Origin of the sequence: Massilia aurea (assembly GCF_014200505.1) — a bacterium.
GTDB classification, from domain to species: domain Bacteria; phylum Pseudomonadota; class Gammaproteobacteria; order Burkholderiales; family Burkholderiaceae_D; genus Telluria; species Telluria aurea_B.
The window spans coordinates 52,382-67,932 of the sequence record NZ_JACHBX010000002.1 but is presented as its reverse complement, the minus strand read 5'-3'; the positions used below and the strand labels follow the sequence as shown (position 1 = coordinate 67,932).

Genomic DNA, 15,551 nt, shown 5'->3' with positions numbered 1-15,551 from the left:
TCGTTCACATCACGCCGTGCCGGGCAGCGGCAGCGGCGTCACCGTCACCTGCACGTCGAGCTCCTGCTTGCCGCCACCCAGCACAATCCCACGCATCGGCGTCACGTCGCTGAAGTCGCGCCCCCAGCCCAGCGTGATGTGTTCATGCTGCACGAGACAGCGGTTGGTCGGGTCGAAATCGACCCAGCCCAGCGCCGGGCAGAACACCGACACCCATGCGTGCGACGCATCGGCCCCGATCAGGCGCGGCTTGCCTTCCGGCGGGTGCGTCAGGATGTAGCCGCTGACATAGCGCGCCGGCAGGCCGATGCTGCGCAGGCAGCCGATCATCAGCTGCGCGAAATCCTGGCACACGCCGCGCCGGCCGCGCAGCACCTGGTCGAGCGGCGTCGAGATGTCGGTGGCCTTGCTGTCGAATTCGAAGTCGTCGAAGATCCGGTGCGTCAGGTCGAGCGCCGCGTCGAGCTGCGGGCGGCCCGGGACGTAGCTCTCGCGCGCATAGGCTTCCAGTTCCGGGAACAGGGCGACATGGGGCGACGCGTACAGGTAGCGGCAGGCTTCCAGCGTGGCCGCACTTTTTTCCTTGCCCATCATGTCGCGCACGGATTCCCACGACAGCGTGCCGGCAATCTGCGCCAGCGTGTAGCGCGCGCGCAGCGAGACCGTCGATTCAGCATGCACCAGCAGGCTGTCATGCGGCACCGTCAGCGCCACGTGGCGCGTGATGTTGCCGAAGTAATCCACGCCCTCATTGCTGTCGTTGATCACCGGGTCGAGCCAGATCAGGTGCGATTCAGTTTGCTGGCACGCGAACGAGCGCGGCGTCAGGTGCAGGTATTGCTGCGACAGCGTCACCATGCTGTTGTACTTGTAGCGCGTCTCGTGCACCACGCGATAGCGCGCGACCACATCGGCGCTCGCGGCGCCCGGCAGCAAATCGGTCATGAGGTACGGTTCCTTTGCCGGCCGTTGGCGGTGTAGCTGAAAAACTGGACGCCGATCTGCTCGGACAAGGCCGCACTGGCCTGCCCGATGCGGCTGAGCAGGTCGCTGAGCAGTGCATTGCCATGCTTCAGGTCGACGCCCGGATCGAGCGCGGTCAGTTCGGCCTTCAGTGGCGTCAGCAGGTCCAGGCCCCCGGCGCCCTGGGCCTGCGTGACCTTGCCCAGCGTGCCGATGATGCCGTTCAACTGGAACACGATCGAGCGCGGATTGGTTTCGTCCAGCAGCAGCAGGTCGAGCACCGGCAGCCACTCGGGCTGGGCGCGGTAGCGGGCGCGGTACGTGATGATGCTGTCAGACAGTTCGAGCACCCAGTCGAGATTCCCGTTTTCGTCCATCGCCAGTGCGCGTTGCAGCACGACCGCCTGGAACTGCAGGCGCTCGAGGCGCCGGCCGATCGACATGAAGCGCCAGCCGAGGTCGCGCACCATGCCGTCCAGGGCAAAGCCGGCCAGCGTCATCAGCGCCGCGGCGGCATCGTCGAGAATTGTCATGACCCCCGACTGCGACGGCCGCTCACCGGGCGGGGCGACCGGCTGCACCATGCGGTTCAGGGCGCGCCAGTTGTCGACCGAGAAGCGCTCATGCAGCTGGCCGGCGATCCGGTGCAATTGCTGCTGCTGGCGCGCCAGGCCCGGAACGGCCGGCGACACCACCGCCAGCAGCAGCGCCGATTCGATCTCGGCATCGGTGAAGATCGGGGCCGGCAGGGCGCTGGCGGTGCCGGGCAACTTGGCCGAGCCCACCACGGCCGGCGTACCCGGCGCGGCCGGCTTGCGCTGTGGATCCAGCAAACCGAACCAGATGCACAACGCCTCGACGGTCGGCCACTCGGCGCCGCGCTGGTCGAAGCGCACATTGAACAGGATATTCAGTGCGACCCGCAGCAGGCGGCAGATATTGTCGCTGCGCTCGGCATGGCGCCCGAACCACAGCAGGTTTTCGGCCACGCGGCTCGACAGGTTGCTGTCTTCGCGTACCAGGTCTTCGCCCGTGATGCTGCTCTTTTGCAGGCGATGCGTTTCGACGCGGGCGCGCGCCTGGACCCAGGTGTCCTTGCTGGCGCCGCCCATCTGCATCGTCAGCACGCGTGCATCGGGCCCGGTGGCCACGCGGGTAAGGCCGCCCGGCATCACCACATAGCCATTCGGCGTGGCGCACGCGAACACGCGCAGGCCCACCGCGCGCGCCTGCAGGCCGGGCGCGCGGCCATCTTTCCACACCGGCGCCTGCGACAGGCGCACCAGTTCCTGGGCGATGTAATGGTTGGGATTGGCGCGCAGATTGGTAATGAACGCCGCGCGCGCCTCGCCGTCGAGATCCTGGCCAAACACGGCCGGCTGGCCCGGCATTGCGCCGCTCGGCTTGATCACCAGGCGATCGAGCCTGGCGACCACGGTTTCGAGCGCGGCCGGCTCGCCGCACCACCAGGTCGCCACCGAGGGCATCTTGAGCGGCTCGCCCAGCAGGCGCTTGGACAGCGCCGGCAGGAAGCCGAGCAGCGCGCCCGACTCGAGCAGGCTCGAACCGAGGCTGTTGGCCACCACCACATTGCCGCGCATGGCGGCCTGGGTCAGGCCAGCCACGCCGAGCAGCGAATTTTGCAGCTCGAGCGGATCGCACGATTCGTCGTCGACCCGGCGCATGATCACGTGCACCCGGTGCAGCCCGGCCAGGGTCTTGATGAAGACGACGCCGTCGCGCACCGTCAGGTCGCCCCCTTCGACCAGCGTCAGGCCCAGATAGCGCGCCAGATAGGCCTGCTCGTAATAGCTTTCGCTGCGCGGACCCGGCGTGAGCAGCACGATCAGCGGCATTTCGCCCTCGCGCAGCGGCGCCGGCTTGTCGCCATGGGCCGCGCACAGCCGGCCCCAGTGCACCAGGCTGTCGTGCATGGTGCGGAAGAACGGCGACACCGGCTGCACTTTCAGTTCGCGCAGCAGGTCGGGGAAGGTGGGGGCGATGATCGACCGGTTTTCGAGTGCGTAGCCGGCGCCCGACGGCGCCTGCGTGCGGTCGGCCATCACCCACCAGCGACCATCGGGCGCGCGCGCCAGGTCGACCGCATAGAAATGCAGCGCGACGTCGTCATGGTGGCGCATACCGTGGCACGGGCGGAGAAAGCCCGCGTGACCATGGATCAGCGCCGACGGCAGCAAGCCTTCGCGCAGCATCGCCTGCTCGCCATACACGTCACCCAGGATCTTGTTGAGCAGCGTGGCGCGCTGGATCACGGCCGCTTCGATGCCGCTCCATTCCTCGTGCGGCAGGATCAGGGGCAGCACGTTCAGATCCCACTGGCGCGGCCGGGTGCCGGCGTCGGCCAGCACGTTGTAGCTGACGCCGTTTTCGCGCACCTGGCGCTGCACCATCTCCAGACGCTGGCGCATCATGTCCGGTGCTTCGTGCTCCAGGTTGGCAAGCATCGCACGCCAGTGCGCGCGCGGCGCCTTGTCGGCGCCCAGCATTTCATCGAAACCATCCGGCGCGGCCAGATAGTGGGCAAGCAGTTGATTGGGCATTGGCGTGCAGCTTTACGGTTGAAACGAATGCCAGCGTTACATCGGCTGCCAGCGCAAATCGAGGGTCATCGGGAAGCTCGGATTGAGGTCTTCCTTGTACACCGTGAACGGGCCCGGCGTATGACCGTGTGGCCAGAAACGGGCAAAGCGGCGTGCCTCGGCAGCATTGGCATTGACCGGCGAGCCGGTTTCGCTGCGTCCGCCAGGGTGCACGACGTGGTAGGTGCAGCCGCCGATCGAGCGCCCGCTCCAGGTGTCGACCAGATCGAACACGAGCGGCGCCTGCACCCGGATGCTCGGATGCAGCGCCGACCACGGGCTCCAGGCGCGGAAGCGTACGCCGGCCACGTATTCGCCCGGCACGCCGGTCGGATGCAGCGGCAGCATGCGGCCATTGCAGGCCACCACGTGGCGCCCGTCGGTCAGGCCGCGCACCAGCAGCTGCATGCGCTCGACCGACGAATCGACGTAGCGCGCGGTACCGCCGGCGCTGACTTCTTCGCCTAGCACGTTCCACGGCTCGATCGCCTGGCGCAGTTCCATCTCGACGCCTTCGTAGACGACGGTGCCAAAGCGCGGGAAGCGGAATTCGATGAACGGCTCGAACCAGTGATCCTCGAACGCATAGCCGGCCGCGCGCAGGTCTTTCGCCACGTCGCGGATATCCTGCGCGACGAAGTGCGGCAGCATCCAGCGGTCGTGCAGCGCCGTGCCCCAGTGTACGAGCTTGGCCTGCAGCGGCTGGCGCCAGAAGCGTGCGACCAGCGCGCGCAGCAGCAGCATTTGCAAGAGGCTCATGCGCTCGTGCGGCGGCATTTCAAACGCGCGGAATTCCACCAGACCCAGGCGGCCGGTCGGGCCGTCCGGCGAGTACAGCTTGTCGATCGAGAACTCCGAGCGGTGCGTGTTGCCGGTCAGGTCGACCAGCATATTGCGCAGCAGGCGGTCGACCATCCACGGCTTGTCGCCGGGATGCATGGTCGGCAGCACCTTGTCCATTTGCTGGAACGCGATCGCCAGTTCGTACAGGTTGTCGTCGCGCGCTTCGTCCACGCGCGGCGCCTGGCTGGTCGGGCCGATGAAGGTGCCCGAGAACAGGTACGACAACGCTGGGTGGATCTGCCAGTACGTGATCAGGCTTTTCAGCAGGTCCGGCCGGCGCAGCATCGGGCTGTCTTCGACCGTGGCGCCGCCCAGCGTCGCGTGGTTGCCACCGCCCGTGCCGGTGTGGCGGCCGTCGAGCATGAATTTTTCGGTGCCCAGGCGCGTCAGGCGCGCTTCCTGGTACAGCGTCGTCATATTGTGGACCAGCTCATGCCAGCTTGCCGCCGGATGGATGTTGACCTCGATGACGCCTGGATCGGGCGTGACGCTGAGCAGCTTGATGCGCGGGTCGCGCGGTGGCGCATAACCCTCGATGCGCAGCTTCATCTTGAGCTTGGCGGCCGTGTTCTCGACTGCCGTGACGAGCGCCAGATAATCCTCGATGCGCTTTTGCGGCGGCATGAAGATGTACAGGCGGCCCGCGCGCACTTCGAGGCACAGCGCGGTGTGGATGACTTCGCGCGCCTCAGGGTCAGCCGGTGCAGCCGTTGCCTTGTTTGTCGATTTGCCGGGCGCCACGCTCAGGACCGGGCGCCGGTCTTTCTTGCCAACCGGGAGCGGGCCGCGCGGCGCGAACGGGTCGACATCGAAATCGGGATCGCGCTCTTCGGGCAGCACCCACGGCAGCGTGGCCAGCGGCAGGCGCAGGCCGATCGGCGAATCGCCCTCGATCAGGTACAGGTTTTCGCGCTTGAGCGGCCACGGCGACGTGCGCCAGCTGGTGCCCAGCATGACGGAGGGATCGTGTTCTCGGGCTTTCAGCGGCAGCACGTAGCCGGCCACCTGGCCCAGGCCCCGTTCGAGCAGGCGCGCCAGGCGGCGGCGTTCTTCCGGTGCTTTCAGGTCGGCGTCCAGCGGATCGAGATTGCGCGGCAGCGCCTGCTCGCGCTGCGCCTGCAGCAGCACGTCTTCGTAGGCCGGGATCGCGCTGCCGGCCGGCAGGCCGAGCGATTTGACCAGCTCCGCGGCAAAGCGGCCGGCATCTTCGCTGCCGTAGCCATCATCGATGTGCTCGTCCGAGAACAGCGACGGATCGAACCACATCGGCTGGCCGTCGACGCGCCAGAAGATGTTCAGCGCCCAGCGTGGCAGCGGCTCGCCCGGATACCACTTGCCCTGGCCGTAATGGATCATGCCGCCCGGTGCAAAGTGGTTCTTCAGGCGGTGCATCAGGTTGCCCGCCAGCTCGCGCTTCTTGTCGCCATGCGCCAGCGTGTTCCATTCGGCGCCGTCCATGTCGTCGATCGACACAAAAGTCGGCTCGCCACCCTGCGTCAGGCGCACGTCCTGGTTCACCAGATCAGAATCGACCTGCTGGCCCAGGCGGTTGATCTTGTCCCAGTCGTGTTCCGTGTACGGCTTGGTCACGCGCGGATCTTCGTGGATGCGCGTGATCGTCATTTCGTGGACGAACGTGACCTCGGCCTTGTCGGTAAAGCCGGTCACCGGCGCGGCCGACGACGGCATCGCCGTGCAGGCCAGCGGAATATGGCCTTCGCTGGCCAGCATGCCCGAGGTCGGGTCCAGACCGATCCAGCCGGCGCCCGGCACATACACCTCGGTCCAGGCGTGCAGATCGGTGAAGTCGACGGTAGTGCCGCTTGGGCCATCGAGCGCTTCCTGGTCGGCGGTGAGCTGGATCAGGTAGCCGGACACGAAACGCGCCGCCAAGCCCATCTCGCGCAGGATCTGCACCAGCAGCCAGCCGGTATCGCGGCACGAGCCGGAACGCTTTTGCAGCGTGTCTTCGGGCTCCTGCACGCCCGGCTCCATCCGCAGCAGGTACGCGATATCGCGCTGCAGGCGCTGGTTGATAGCCACCAAAAAGTCGTTCGTGCCCATCGGCTGGGCCAGCAGTTCGCGCCGCGCACTGGCGACCCACTCGGTCAGCAGCGGGCCAGGCTCTTGCGATTTGGTGTACGGGCTCAGTTCGGACTGCAGCAGGTCCGGGTAGGCGAACGGGAAGGTCTCGGCGTATTTTTCGACGAAGAAGTCGAACGGGTTAATCACCGTCATGTCCGCAACGAGGTCGACCGTGAACTCGAGCACGTCGGTTTGTTCAGGGAACACGAAACGGCCGATGTAATTGCCGTACGGGTCTTGCTGCCAATTGATGAAATGCTCTTTCGGCAGAACCGTCAATGAGTACGACAGGATCGGTGTACGCGCATGTGGCGCCGGACGCAGGCGCACTTCATGCGGTGACAGATTGACCAGGCGGTCGTAACGGTAGCTGGTCTTGTGATGAAGCGCAACGCGGATAGCCATGCGGTAGTGCCTTTCGATTGGGGCGCGATCGATGCCGGCGCTCTGAATTTGGTCGTATTAGTTTGCGCGTAACTGAGTAGGGGACTGAGTAAGCGCAAGATAGGAGCATTTAAGCATGATTCATACCTGCGTTCGTTTGACATGTGAGTCGTACGGGGTGGCTGGCACGTTTCTTGTTAGTATTCTGGCACAGGAGGCAATGATGTCGAACTTTTACGATGAAATGTATTCCACTGCAGCAACCGTACGACCTCATTACCAGGCGTTCGCGGATTGGCTCGCCCAGCAACCCCCGAATCTGATCGATCAGAAGCGGGCAGAAGCCGAGCTGAACTTCCAACGCGTGGGGATCACGTTCGCTGTGTACGGCGACAACGCCGGCAAGGAACGCTTGATCCCATTCGACATCATTCCGCGCGTGATCAACGCCGCCGAGTGGGCCAAGTTGCAGGCCGGCCTGGTGCAGCGCGTGACCGCGCTGAACCGTTTCCTGCACGATGTGTACCACGATCAGAATATTCTGAAGGCGGGCGTCATTCCTGCCGAACAGATCCTGAACAATGCGCAGTACCGGCCGGCCATGCAAGGCGTCAAGGTGCCCCTGGATATCTACGCCCACATTGCTGGCGTCGACATCGTGCGCGCGGGCGAGGGCGAGTTTTACGTGCTCGAAGACAATCTGCGCGTCCCGTCGGGCGTGTCGTACATGCTGGAAAACCGCAAGATGATGATGCGGCTGTTCCCGGCGCTGTTCGCCCGCAACCGCGTGGCGCCGGTCGACCATTATCCCGACCTGTTGCTCGACAATCTGCGCACCGTGGCGCCGCATGGCGGTGATGATCCGACCGTGGTCGTGCTCACGCCCGGCATGCACAATTCGGCCTACTTCGAGCACGCGTTCCTGGCCCAGCAAATGGGCGTGGCGCTGGTGCAGGGGCAAGACCTGTATGTCAGCAACGACACCGTCTACATGCGCACGACGCGCGGCCCGAAGCAGGTCGACGTCATCTATCGCCGCATCGACGACGATTACCTCGATCCGCGCGCATTCCGTCCCGAGTCGACGCTGGGCGTTCCGGGCCTGCTCGACGCCGTGCGCGCCGGTCGCGTCGGCCTGGCCAATGCCATCGGCACCGGCGTCGCCGACGACAAGTCGATCTACCCGTTCGTGCCGGACATGATCGAGTTCTATCTCGGCGAAAAGCCGATCCTGAACAACGTGCCGACCTACCAGTGCAGAAAGAAAGAGCACCTGGATTACACGCTGGCGAACCTGCCGCAACTGGTGGTCAAGGAAGTGCACGGCGCCGGCGGTTACGGGATGCTGGTCGGGCCGGCCTCAACGACGGCCGAGATCGAAGATTTCCGCCGCCGCCTGCTGGCCAATCCGGACGGCTATATCGCCCAGCCGACGCTGGCGTTGTCGGCCTGCCCGACCTATGTGGAATCGGGCATCGCGCCGCGCCACATCGATCTGCGCCCGTTCGTGTTGTCGGGCAAGAGCGTGTCGATGGTGCCGGGCGGGCTGACCCGCGTGGCGTTGCAAGAAGGCTCCCTGGTGGTCAATTCGTCGCAGGGCGGCGGCACCAAGGACACCTGGATACTGGAGAACTAGCATGTTGAGCCGCACCGCAGATCATTTGTTCTGGATGGCCCGCTACACCGAGCGGGCCGAAAACACGGCGCGCATGCTCGACGTGCGCGTCCAGTATTCGCTGATGCCGCAATCGGTCCAGGCCGAGCAGCAGGGCTGGCGCACGATGCTGAGCGTGTCTGAACTCGAAGCACAATTCGACGCCAAGTACGACGCGCTGACGCAAAAGAACGTCATCGACTTCATGGTGCGCGACCCGGATAACCCATCGTCGATCGCCAGCTGCCTGCGCGCCGCGCGCGAAAATGCCCGCGCCGTGCGCGGTACCTTGACCACCGAAGTCTGGGAAACCGAGAACACCACCTGGCTCGTGCTGCAAAAGCACCTGAGCGAGCGCATGTTCGAACGCGATCCCGGCCAGTTCCTGGAATGGGTCAAGTACCGCTCGCACCTGTCGCGCGGCGTCACGCTGGGCACGATGTTCCAGGATGAAGCGTTCAACTTCATCCGCCTGGGCACCTTTCTGGAACGGGCCGACAACACGGCGCGGATTCTCGACGTGAAGTTCCGGTTCCTGGCGTCCGACACGATCCAGGAAGGCGCGCAGGGCGAATACTATTACCTGGCCGCGCTGCTGCGTTCAGTGTCCGCGTTCGAGACGTATCGCAAGGTGTACCGCCACGCGATCACGCCGACCCGCGTGGCCGAACTGTTGATTTTGCAAGGCAAGATGCCGCGCTCGCTGGTGGCCTGCATGGCCGCCGTCGTGGCCGTGTTGCAGGACGTGCGCAACGAGCTGTCGCACGACACTGAGCGGCTGGCGGAAAAACTGCATGCGTCGCTCAAGTCGGCCGAGATCAACGAGATCCTCGACGAAGGGCTGCATGAGTTCCTGACCAAGTTCCTGGCCTGTATTGGCGAGTTGGGCAACGGCATTGGACGTGACTTCCTGCTGCCGGTGGCGCCGGAGTTGCCGGAGGTTGTGCCGGTGCCTGTCCCTGTGCAGGCGCCGACCCAGTCGCAGACGCAGTCGCAAACGTCATCGCAGACCTCATCGCAGACGCAGACCCAGTCGCAAACACAGTCGCAGACGCGTTGATCAACTCGCGCACCAAACAGTGGCGCGGCGCACCGTCATGGCCAGCCTGCGCCATGGCGGTGCGCTCACTTTAACGAAGGAAGGCGGGCCTGCGATGTGGCTGCGAACCGGTTGCAAGCTCAGTTTCAGCGTCGAATTCCCCACGCCATTCATCCTGATGCTGCGTTCCCGCAGCGGTGCGCAGCAATGGGTGGCGCGCGAATCCTATACGCTTACCCCGAGCGTGCAGGTGCTCGAATATACGGATTTCTACAGCAATCTGTGTCAGCGCCTGACAGCGCCGCCCGGCGAATTTTCGATCCAGACGTCGGCCGACGTGCTGACCGACCAGGTCATCAGCGTTGCACCCGGTGCGCCGTTCGATGAGGTGCCGACCTTGCCGGCGGACGTGCTGCTGTATCTGCTGCCAAGCCGTTACTGCGAATCCGACCGGTTTGCCGAGATGGCCAGCGCCATTGTGGCGGGCGTTGCGCCAGGCTACGACCAGGTCGCCTGTATCACCGACTGGATCCGGCGCGAGGTGCGCTTCAATCCCGCAGCGAATCACACGCAGATGGCGGCAACCGAGGTCAATGAATATCGCGAAGGCGTGTGTCGCGATCTGGCGCATCTGGGCATTGCGCTGTGCCGCGCGCTGAGCATTCCCGCGCGCATCGTCGCCGGTTATCTGCACGGGCTGGTGCCGATGGACTTGCATGCGTGGTTCGAGGCGTATGTGGGCGGTCGCTGGTACACGTTCGATGCGAGCCAGGATGGACCGCGCGGAGGCCGCGTGACGATAGGGTATGGGCGCGATGCGGCTGATGTAGCGATCTTCACACAATTCGGGCCGGCGCTGGCGCTGCATGAGATGCAGGTGACGGTGGAGTTGCTGGAGGGGGCGCCGGGTTGACGTCTGCTGCCGTCTTGTCATCCTGATACCGTAGGGTGGATGGGTTCCCCATCCACGCGTTCAACGACCCTTGCCGTGCCACAAAATCACGTGGATTTGAACGCGTGGACGGCGTAGCCGTCCACCCTACATCTGGTCAGACAGCGGTTGGTGCCGGTGTTACTGGTGCTGCCGGTGCTGCCGGCGCTGCTGGCGCCGCTGCCGGTGCCTGCGCAGCCAGCGACGGCTTGCCCATCTGATCACGCACGACCTTGTGCACGAATTCCAGCTTTTCCAGCACAGGCGTACTGAGCTTGAACGGGTACGAATCGGGCATGCCGATGCTGCGGTTCAGGCTATTGAGCACGTAGGTCAGCGCGAACCAGTCGCTCAGCGTTTCTTCGAACGCACCGGATTTTGTCGGCAGCGTGATCTTGTCCAGCTCCGGCTCATCGGCCTTGGCCGGCTTGAGCGACAGGCCGCACGAGTGGGCCGTTTCCAGCGTATCGATCATGTGCAGGTAGTGGGCCCAGGTTTCAGCCCAGTCTTCCCACGGGTGCGATGCAGCGTAGCTGCTGACGAAGCGCTCTTCCCAGTCGGCGACCGGACCGTTCTCGTAGTGTCGCTTGAGTGCGTCGCCATAATCCTGGCGCTCGTCGCCGAACAGCGCGCGGTAGCTGTCGATCCACGGCGTATCGGCAACCAGGCGGTCGAAATAATAGTGGCCGCTCTCGTGACGGAAGTGCCCCAGCAGCGTGCGATAACGTTCGTGCATCTGTTCGCGCGTGCGCTCGCGCTCGGCCGGATCGGCTTCGGCAATGTTCAGCGTGATCAGGCCATTGTCGTGGCCAGTCATCACGCACTGGTCGGTCACGCCATCTTCGAGGAACTGGAATGCCAGACCGGTATCCGGCTGGATTTCTTTCGAGGCCGGGGTCAGGTTCAGCTGCGCCAGCGAGAACAGCAGGCGGCGCTTGGCGGTTTCGAGACGCGACCACAGGACGCGGTTCTTTTCCGACGTCAGCGCCGGGATCACCACCGTCAACTGGCATGATTCGCACAACTCATGCGGATCGTCGGCCGGCAGCATCCAGTTGCACACATTGTGCTGCACATAATTGCTGCACTGCTTGTAGAGCTTGCCTTCATCCTTGCGGTTCAGGCTACGCCACAGGCCGTCTTCAGCCTGTTCGAAGCTGTTGATGGAGCGCTGGGAAGGCTGGTAGCCCAGGGTGCTTTCGCAATTGAAGCAAAGGGTGTTCTCGAAGAAGATCTGATGCGAACATTTGTCGCAGTGAAAGGTTTTCATAGCAGCACTGATAGAAGGGTTGGGGGTGAAGGTGTATTAACAATCTAACAGTAAATGCAATGTGGGTTTAATCATGTAAGACAATGCCTCATATCGTGTGCGCCCCCTAGGATACGCGCCTGCTACGCCCCTGGCGCGAGCACCAGGGACTTCAATAAATGTGCAGAAAAAACAACAAACCGCGCCGCCGAAAGACGGCGTGATTCGGCGGCCCGGCGTTCCGCCGCTCCGGTCGGTCAGGTGCCGGGACGTCAATGCTGGGCTTGCTCGCGACCGACGCCGCTGCCCCGTACCTGCCGCTGGCGCCGCTCCACATGGCCGTAGGCGGGCGCGTCGACCGGTTCCGACACGGGCGCCTGCGCGCCAATGACGCGGTAGAGCGCAGCGCCAAGTAATGCGCCGGCGATCGGTGCGATCCAGAACAGCCATAGCTGCCCCACGGCCCAGTCGCCGGCAAACACGGCAACGGCCGTGCTGCGCGCAGGATTGACGGACGTGTTGGTCACAGGGATGCTGATCAGGTGAATCAGCGTCAGCGCGAAACCGATTGCGGCCGGCGCAAACCCTTTGGGCGCACGCTGGTCGGTCGCCCCCAGGATAATCAGCAAAAAGAACGTGGTCATGACCACTTCGCTCAGCAGCCCGGCAAGCAGCGAATAACCGCCTGGCGAATGATCGCCGTAGCCATTGGCGGCAAAGCCGTTGGCGCTGTCAAAGCCGGGGGCGCCGCTGGCAATCACATACAGCACGCCGCCGGCAAGGATGCCGCCGGCGACCTGCGCCACGATATACGGAAACAGCTCGCGCGCGGGAAAGCGGCCCCCGGCCCACAGGCCGATCGAGACCGCCGGATTCAGGTGGCAACCCGAGATGTGGCCGATCGCGTACGCCATCGTGAGCACGGACAAGCCGAAGGCGAGGGCGACACCGTGCAGGCCGATGCCCAGTTCGGGAAATGCGGCAGCCAGCACCGCGCTGCCGCACCCGCCCATCACCAGCCAGAATGTGCCGAGAAACTCGGCGCCGTAGATTTTCATCGTGGTCTCCTTCGGATCACTATTGCAATGTGAAACAGCAGCCGACAGCAGTTGACAGCAGCAGATACCAGCGGATACCGGTGGAGAACGTGGTGGCAGTGTCGACGGCCGCAGGTGTTGATAGGACACCCTGCGCCGCGCGAGGTTCCATAAGCGGCGCATCTCGTGTCTGCAGAAAATTGACCGCCCCCGCGTACATTGGCGCTGCACAAACCAGCGCGAGATTCCAGCGTGCGCCGTACCGTGCGTGCGCGGCGCCGTGCATGATTGGCGCGCTGCCCGACCTCGCCGATGGTGCCGGGTCTCGATCGATTGGCGCTGCTTAACATTGACTGGAGAAATCATGCATTGGATCTGGGGGAAGGTGGTGTCGGTTGCCAGCGCCATGCTGTGGCTGGCGTGCATGGGCTTGCGGGCAGGGTCGCTGGTACTCGCGGCAACCAGTCCCGCGCTGGCGCAGCCGGCACCAGCGTCGATCCATGCCGATGGCAGCGCGGGCGTATCGCCTGTCGCCTACCGCGTGATCAATCTGGGCATGGGCGCGATCGCGACCTATCCACGCATCAATGCGTCCGGGCAGGTCGCGTTCTCGCTGATCCATGGCGATCGTACGGATGGCTACTTTTACGATGGCAATATCGTTCAAGAGATGGGTTCGCTGGGCGGCCGCACCGTGTATGTGAACGACCTGAACGATGCCGGGCAGGTCGCCGGCACCTCGCTCAATGACGCTGGCGTCGAGAATGCGTTCGTCTGGAGCGCACGCGGCGGCATGCTCGACCTGCGCGCCGCCCCATCCCATGGTCGTTCGTATGGCTGGGCCATCAACAACCGCGGTGTCGTCACCGGTGCAATGGGCGATGCGGCGCATCCGTTTCGCTGGAGCGTCGCCAGCGGCGTGGAAGACCTGGGCGTCACGCCCGGGATCCCGGCGCCGGCAGCCGGCCGCATTCTCAACGACGCCGGCCTGGTTGCCGGCGTGACGACGATCGACGACGAATTCACGCGCACCTTCGTCTGGACACGTTCGGATGGGCTCATCGACATCGATACGCTGGGCAGCGCCGAATCGTCACCGGTGGCCGTCGGAGCTGGGGGCGAGGTGGCCGGTAACCGGCTGGCGTCGTTCGACGGCGGCGGCGAGCGCCCGTTCCTGTGGACGCGCGCCACGGGTATGTTGGATCTTGGCACCGGTCGCGGTTCCACGGCATCGGTCATTGCGATGACGCCTGGCCTGCACATTGCCGGGAGCATCGGGTATCCGGATGGGCGTCAACGAGCGATGTCGTGGACGCGTCAGGGCGGCATGCGCGAACTCGGCACGCTGGGCGGGCGGACGTCATCCGCGCGCAATGTTAACACCCGGGGCCAGATCGTCGGTTTGGCCGAGGACCGGCTTGGTGCCACGCGCGCCTTCGTCTGGAGCGCCGCAGGCGGCATGCTCGACCTGAACCGGGCGCTGCGTCACGCGCCACCGGGCCTCTTACTGGACCAGGCGCTGGCGGTCAGTGACAACGGCGCGATCGTCGCAGGCTCGAATGCGGGGCTGGTGCTGCTGAGGCCAGATCGGGAATGCATGTGTGGTCACACGCTGGGGCCGCTGGTCCTGCCTGCGCAGGCCGAGGCCGGCGTGCCTCTACAGGCATTGGTCAGCTTCGTCGATGGCGACCGGACCGGCACGCGCAGCGTCGAGTGGGCGTGGGGTGACGGCAGTAGCGGGGCGGCGCGCAAGATCGTGGAGGCGGATGGCGTCGGCAGCACGAGCGCCAGTCATAGCTTTTCAACGCCCGGCGTGTATGCGGTCACGGCGACGGTGGTGGGGCGCGACGGGCGCAGGACGACCGTCAGCCAGACTGTGGTGGTGACCGGTCCGGCGGCGCCGCACGGCGGCACCGCTCCGAGCAGTATTTGACCTGCTCCCAGTCGCGCGCCCACTTCTTGCGCCAGGTGAACGGCAGCGCGCAGTGGGCGCAGATCTTTGTGGGCAGCTCGGATTTCTTGCGCATTTTCATGGAGGGATTGTACGCACCGCTGGCGCAAGGCGATGCTCTCTTGTGCTGGTCTCGTGCCAGAACGGTATAAAACGATGCGTGATTAATCTACTGAATCCATCCGGCCGCGTCGTTATTCGCGTACTGGCAACCCACAAGGAGCTTGTTTTCCAGCTCCTTGTGGGATAGTTGAAAGGCTACAACGCTGACTGTTGGGCGAATTTCACGACTGGCCGGTGAATACGCTTCTTCTATCAGATTCAGTTTATCAACCGCTTGACTCACTGTCTGCGCAGGCACCGCCAAGAGAACGCGAGCCGGTGTCACCACAACTTCGTCGGACGAATAGCCCAGGGCGCTCACTGGTTTTGGTAACCGGTAAATGTCGGCGGACGGGGCACCAAATTGCTGTGAAGGTTTGACGAAGGCAGGCTGCTGAAGTGCGAGGTCGCGCATCAGCGATGCAATCTGTTCATCCTTGAGCTGGCAGGACAACGCCGTTTCGAGAAGCGTGGGTTTTGTTGCAAAGGCGCTTGCTGAGCAAAAAACCAGGAACACTGCAGTGACGTTCTTCATCATTTGTCCCGAGCGTGGAGGTTGGAAAATAGCGTCTTGACGAGAGCAATCCGATCGGTCGCTAGCCAAGAGCTTCATGATCTGCAAGAAGACCCTTTAGCCAATCCAGGGGCATCCAGCTTCGCCGATGGTAAATGGTTTTGATTCGATTGCGCGATGCGCAGGCCAATTTCATCCA

11 protein-coding genes are annotated in these 15,551 nt (G+C 64.3%); 4 read left to right on the top strand and 7 right to left on the bottom strand.

Features of this window, described 5'->3' with window-relative positions; genetic code table 11:
• Positions 1-9: 9 nt before the first annotated feature.
• From HD842_RS09670 to HD842_RS09660, 3 genes are read right to left on the bottom strand one after another with little or no spacing between them, the layout of a single operon-like run.
• Complete coding sequence (locus tag HD842_RS09670; protein WP_183553869.1) at positions 10-945, bottom strand: transglutaminase family protein; 936 nt, start codon at positions 943-945, stop codon at positions 10-12.
• Entirely contained in the window at positions 942-3,524 is a 2,583-nt protein-coding gene (locus tag HD842_RS09665; protein ID WP_183553868.1) for a circularly permuted type 2 ATP-grasp protein, read from the bottom strand. Before HD842_RS09665 ends, HD842_RS09670 begins: the two co-directional genes overlap by 4 nt.
• A 36-nt stretch (positions 3,525-3,560) precedes the next feature.
• Positions 3,561-6,896, bottom strand: coding sequence for a transglutaminase family protein (locus tag HD842_RS09660; protein WP_183553866.1), 3,336 nt, complete (start codon positions 6,894-6,896; stop codon positions 3,561-3,563).
• 202 nt (positions 6,897-7,098) lie between these two features.
• Here HD842_RS09660 and HD842_RS09655 point away from each other — a divergent pair, with 202 nt between their 5' ends.
• Genes HD842_RS09655 through HD842_RS09645 form a run of 3 tightly spaced genes read left to right on the top strand, consistent with a single transcriptional unit; the run spans position 7,099 to position 10,481 of the window.
• Positions 7,099-8,511 (top strand): circularly permuted type 2 ATP-grasp protein, encoded by a 1,413-nt coding sequence (locus tag HD842_RS09655; RefSeq protein WP_183553864.1) that lies wholly within the window; start codon positions 7,099-7,101, stop codon positions 8,509-8,511.
• A gap of 1 nt (position 8,512) precedes the next feature.
• Entirely contained in the window at positions 8,513-9,589 is a 1,077-nt protein-coding gene (locus tag HD842_RS09650; protein WP_183553862.1) for an alpha-E domain-containing protein, read from the top strand.
• A 19-nt stretch (positions 9,590-9,608) separates the two neighbouring features.
• A complete protein-coding gene (locus HD842_RS09645; protein WP_370660817.1) occupies positions 9,609-10,481 on the top strand; it encodes a transglutaminase-like domain-containing protein in 873 nt (290 codons plus the stop codon).
• A 136-nt stretch (positions 10,482-10,617) separates the two neighbouring features.
• Here HD842_RS09645 and HD842_RS09640 read toward each other — a convergent pair whose 3' ends face one another.
• Together HD842_RS09640 and aqpZ are read right to left on the bottom strand one after the other, a co-directional pair.
• Entirely contained in the window at positions 10,618-11,769 is a 1,152-nt protein-coding gene (locus tag HD842_RS09640; protein WP_183553860.1) for a zinc-binding metallopeptidase family protein, read from the bottom strand.
• Positions 11,770-12,020: 251 nt separating this feature from the next.
• Positions 12,021-12,806: an aquaporin Z gene (gene aqpZ / locus HD842_RS09635; RefSeq protein ID WP_183553858.1), complete on the bottom strand. Its 786-nt coding sequence runs from the start codon at positions 12,804-12,806 to the stop codon at positions 12,021-12,023.
• Positions 12,807-13,149: 343 nt separating this feature from the next.
• Here aqpZ and HD842_RS09630 point away from each other — a divergent pair, with 343 nt between their 5' ends.
• Complete coding sequence (locus tag HD842_RS09630) at positions 13,150-14,718, top strand: PKD domain-containing protein (protein WP_183553856.1); 1,569 nt, start codon at positions 13,150-13,152, stop codon at positions 14,716-14,718.
• Here the strand turns inward: HD842_RS09630 and HD842_RS09625 are convergent.
• On the bottom strand, positions 14,651-14,812 hold the full coding sequence (locus HD842_RS09625) for a DUF2256 domain-containing protein (protein WP_183555257.1): 162 nt from the start codon (positions 14,810-14,812) through the stop codon (positions 14,651-14,653). The two genes, HD842_RS09630 and HD842_RS09625, sit on opposite strands and share 68 nt — an antisense overlap.
• A 93-nt stretch (positions 14,813-14,905) precedes the next feature.
• The gene (locus HD842_RS09620; RefSeq protein ID WP_183553854.1) at positions 14,906-15,376 is read right to left on the bottom strand and encodes a hypothetical protein; all 471 of its coding nucleotides are present in this window, start codon (positions 15,374-15,376) and stop codon (positions 14,906-14,908) included.
• Positions 15,377-15,551: the final 175 nt, after the last annotated feature.

Coding starts and splice junctions, on each gene's coding strand:
- HD842_RS09630 (WP_183553856.1), top strand. CDS start 13,150: ATGCATTGGATCTGGGGGAAGGTGGTGTCGGTTGCCAGCGCCATGCTG.
- HD842_RS09655 (WP_183553864.1), top strand. CDS start 7,099: ATGTCGAACTTTTACGATGAAATGTATTCCACTGCAGCAACCGTACGA.
- HD842_RS09670 (WP_183553869.1), bottom strand. CDS start 945: ATGACCGATTTGCTGCCGGGCGCCGCGAGCGCCGATGTGGTCGCGCGC.
- HD842_RS09620 (WP_183553854.1), bottom strand. CDS start 15,376: ATGATGAAGAACGTCACTGCAGTGTTCCTGGTTTTTTGCTCAGCAAGC.
- HD842_RS09640 (WP_183553860.1), bottom strand. CDS start 11,769: ATGAAAACCTTTCACTGCGACAAATGTTCGCATCAGATCTTCTTCGAG.
- HD842_RS09625 (WP_183555257.1), bottom strand. CDS start 14,812: ATGCGCAAGAAATCCGAGCTGCCCACAAAGATCTGCGCCCACTGCGCG.
- HD842_RS09660 (WP_183553866.1), bottom strand. CDS start 6,896: ATGGCTATCCGCGTTGCGCTTCATCACAAGACCAGCTACCGTTACGAC.
- HD842_RS09665 (WP_183553868.1), bottom strand. CDS start 3,524: ATGCCCAATCAACTGCTTGCCCACTATCTGGCCGCGCCGGATGGTTTC.
- aqpZ (WP_183553858.1), bottom strand. CDS start 12,806: ATGAAAATCTACGGCGCCGAGTTTCTCGGCACATTCTGGCTGGTGATG.
- HD842_RS09650 (WP_183553862.1), top strand. CDS start 8,513: ATGTTGAGCCGCACCGCAGATCATTTGTTCTGGATGGCCCGCTACACC.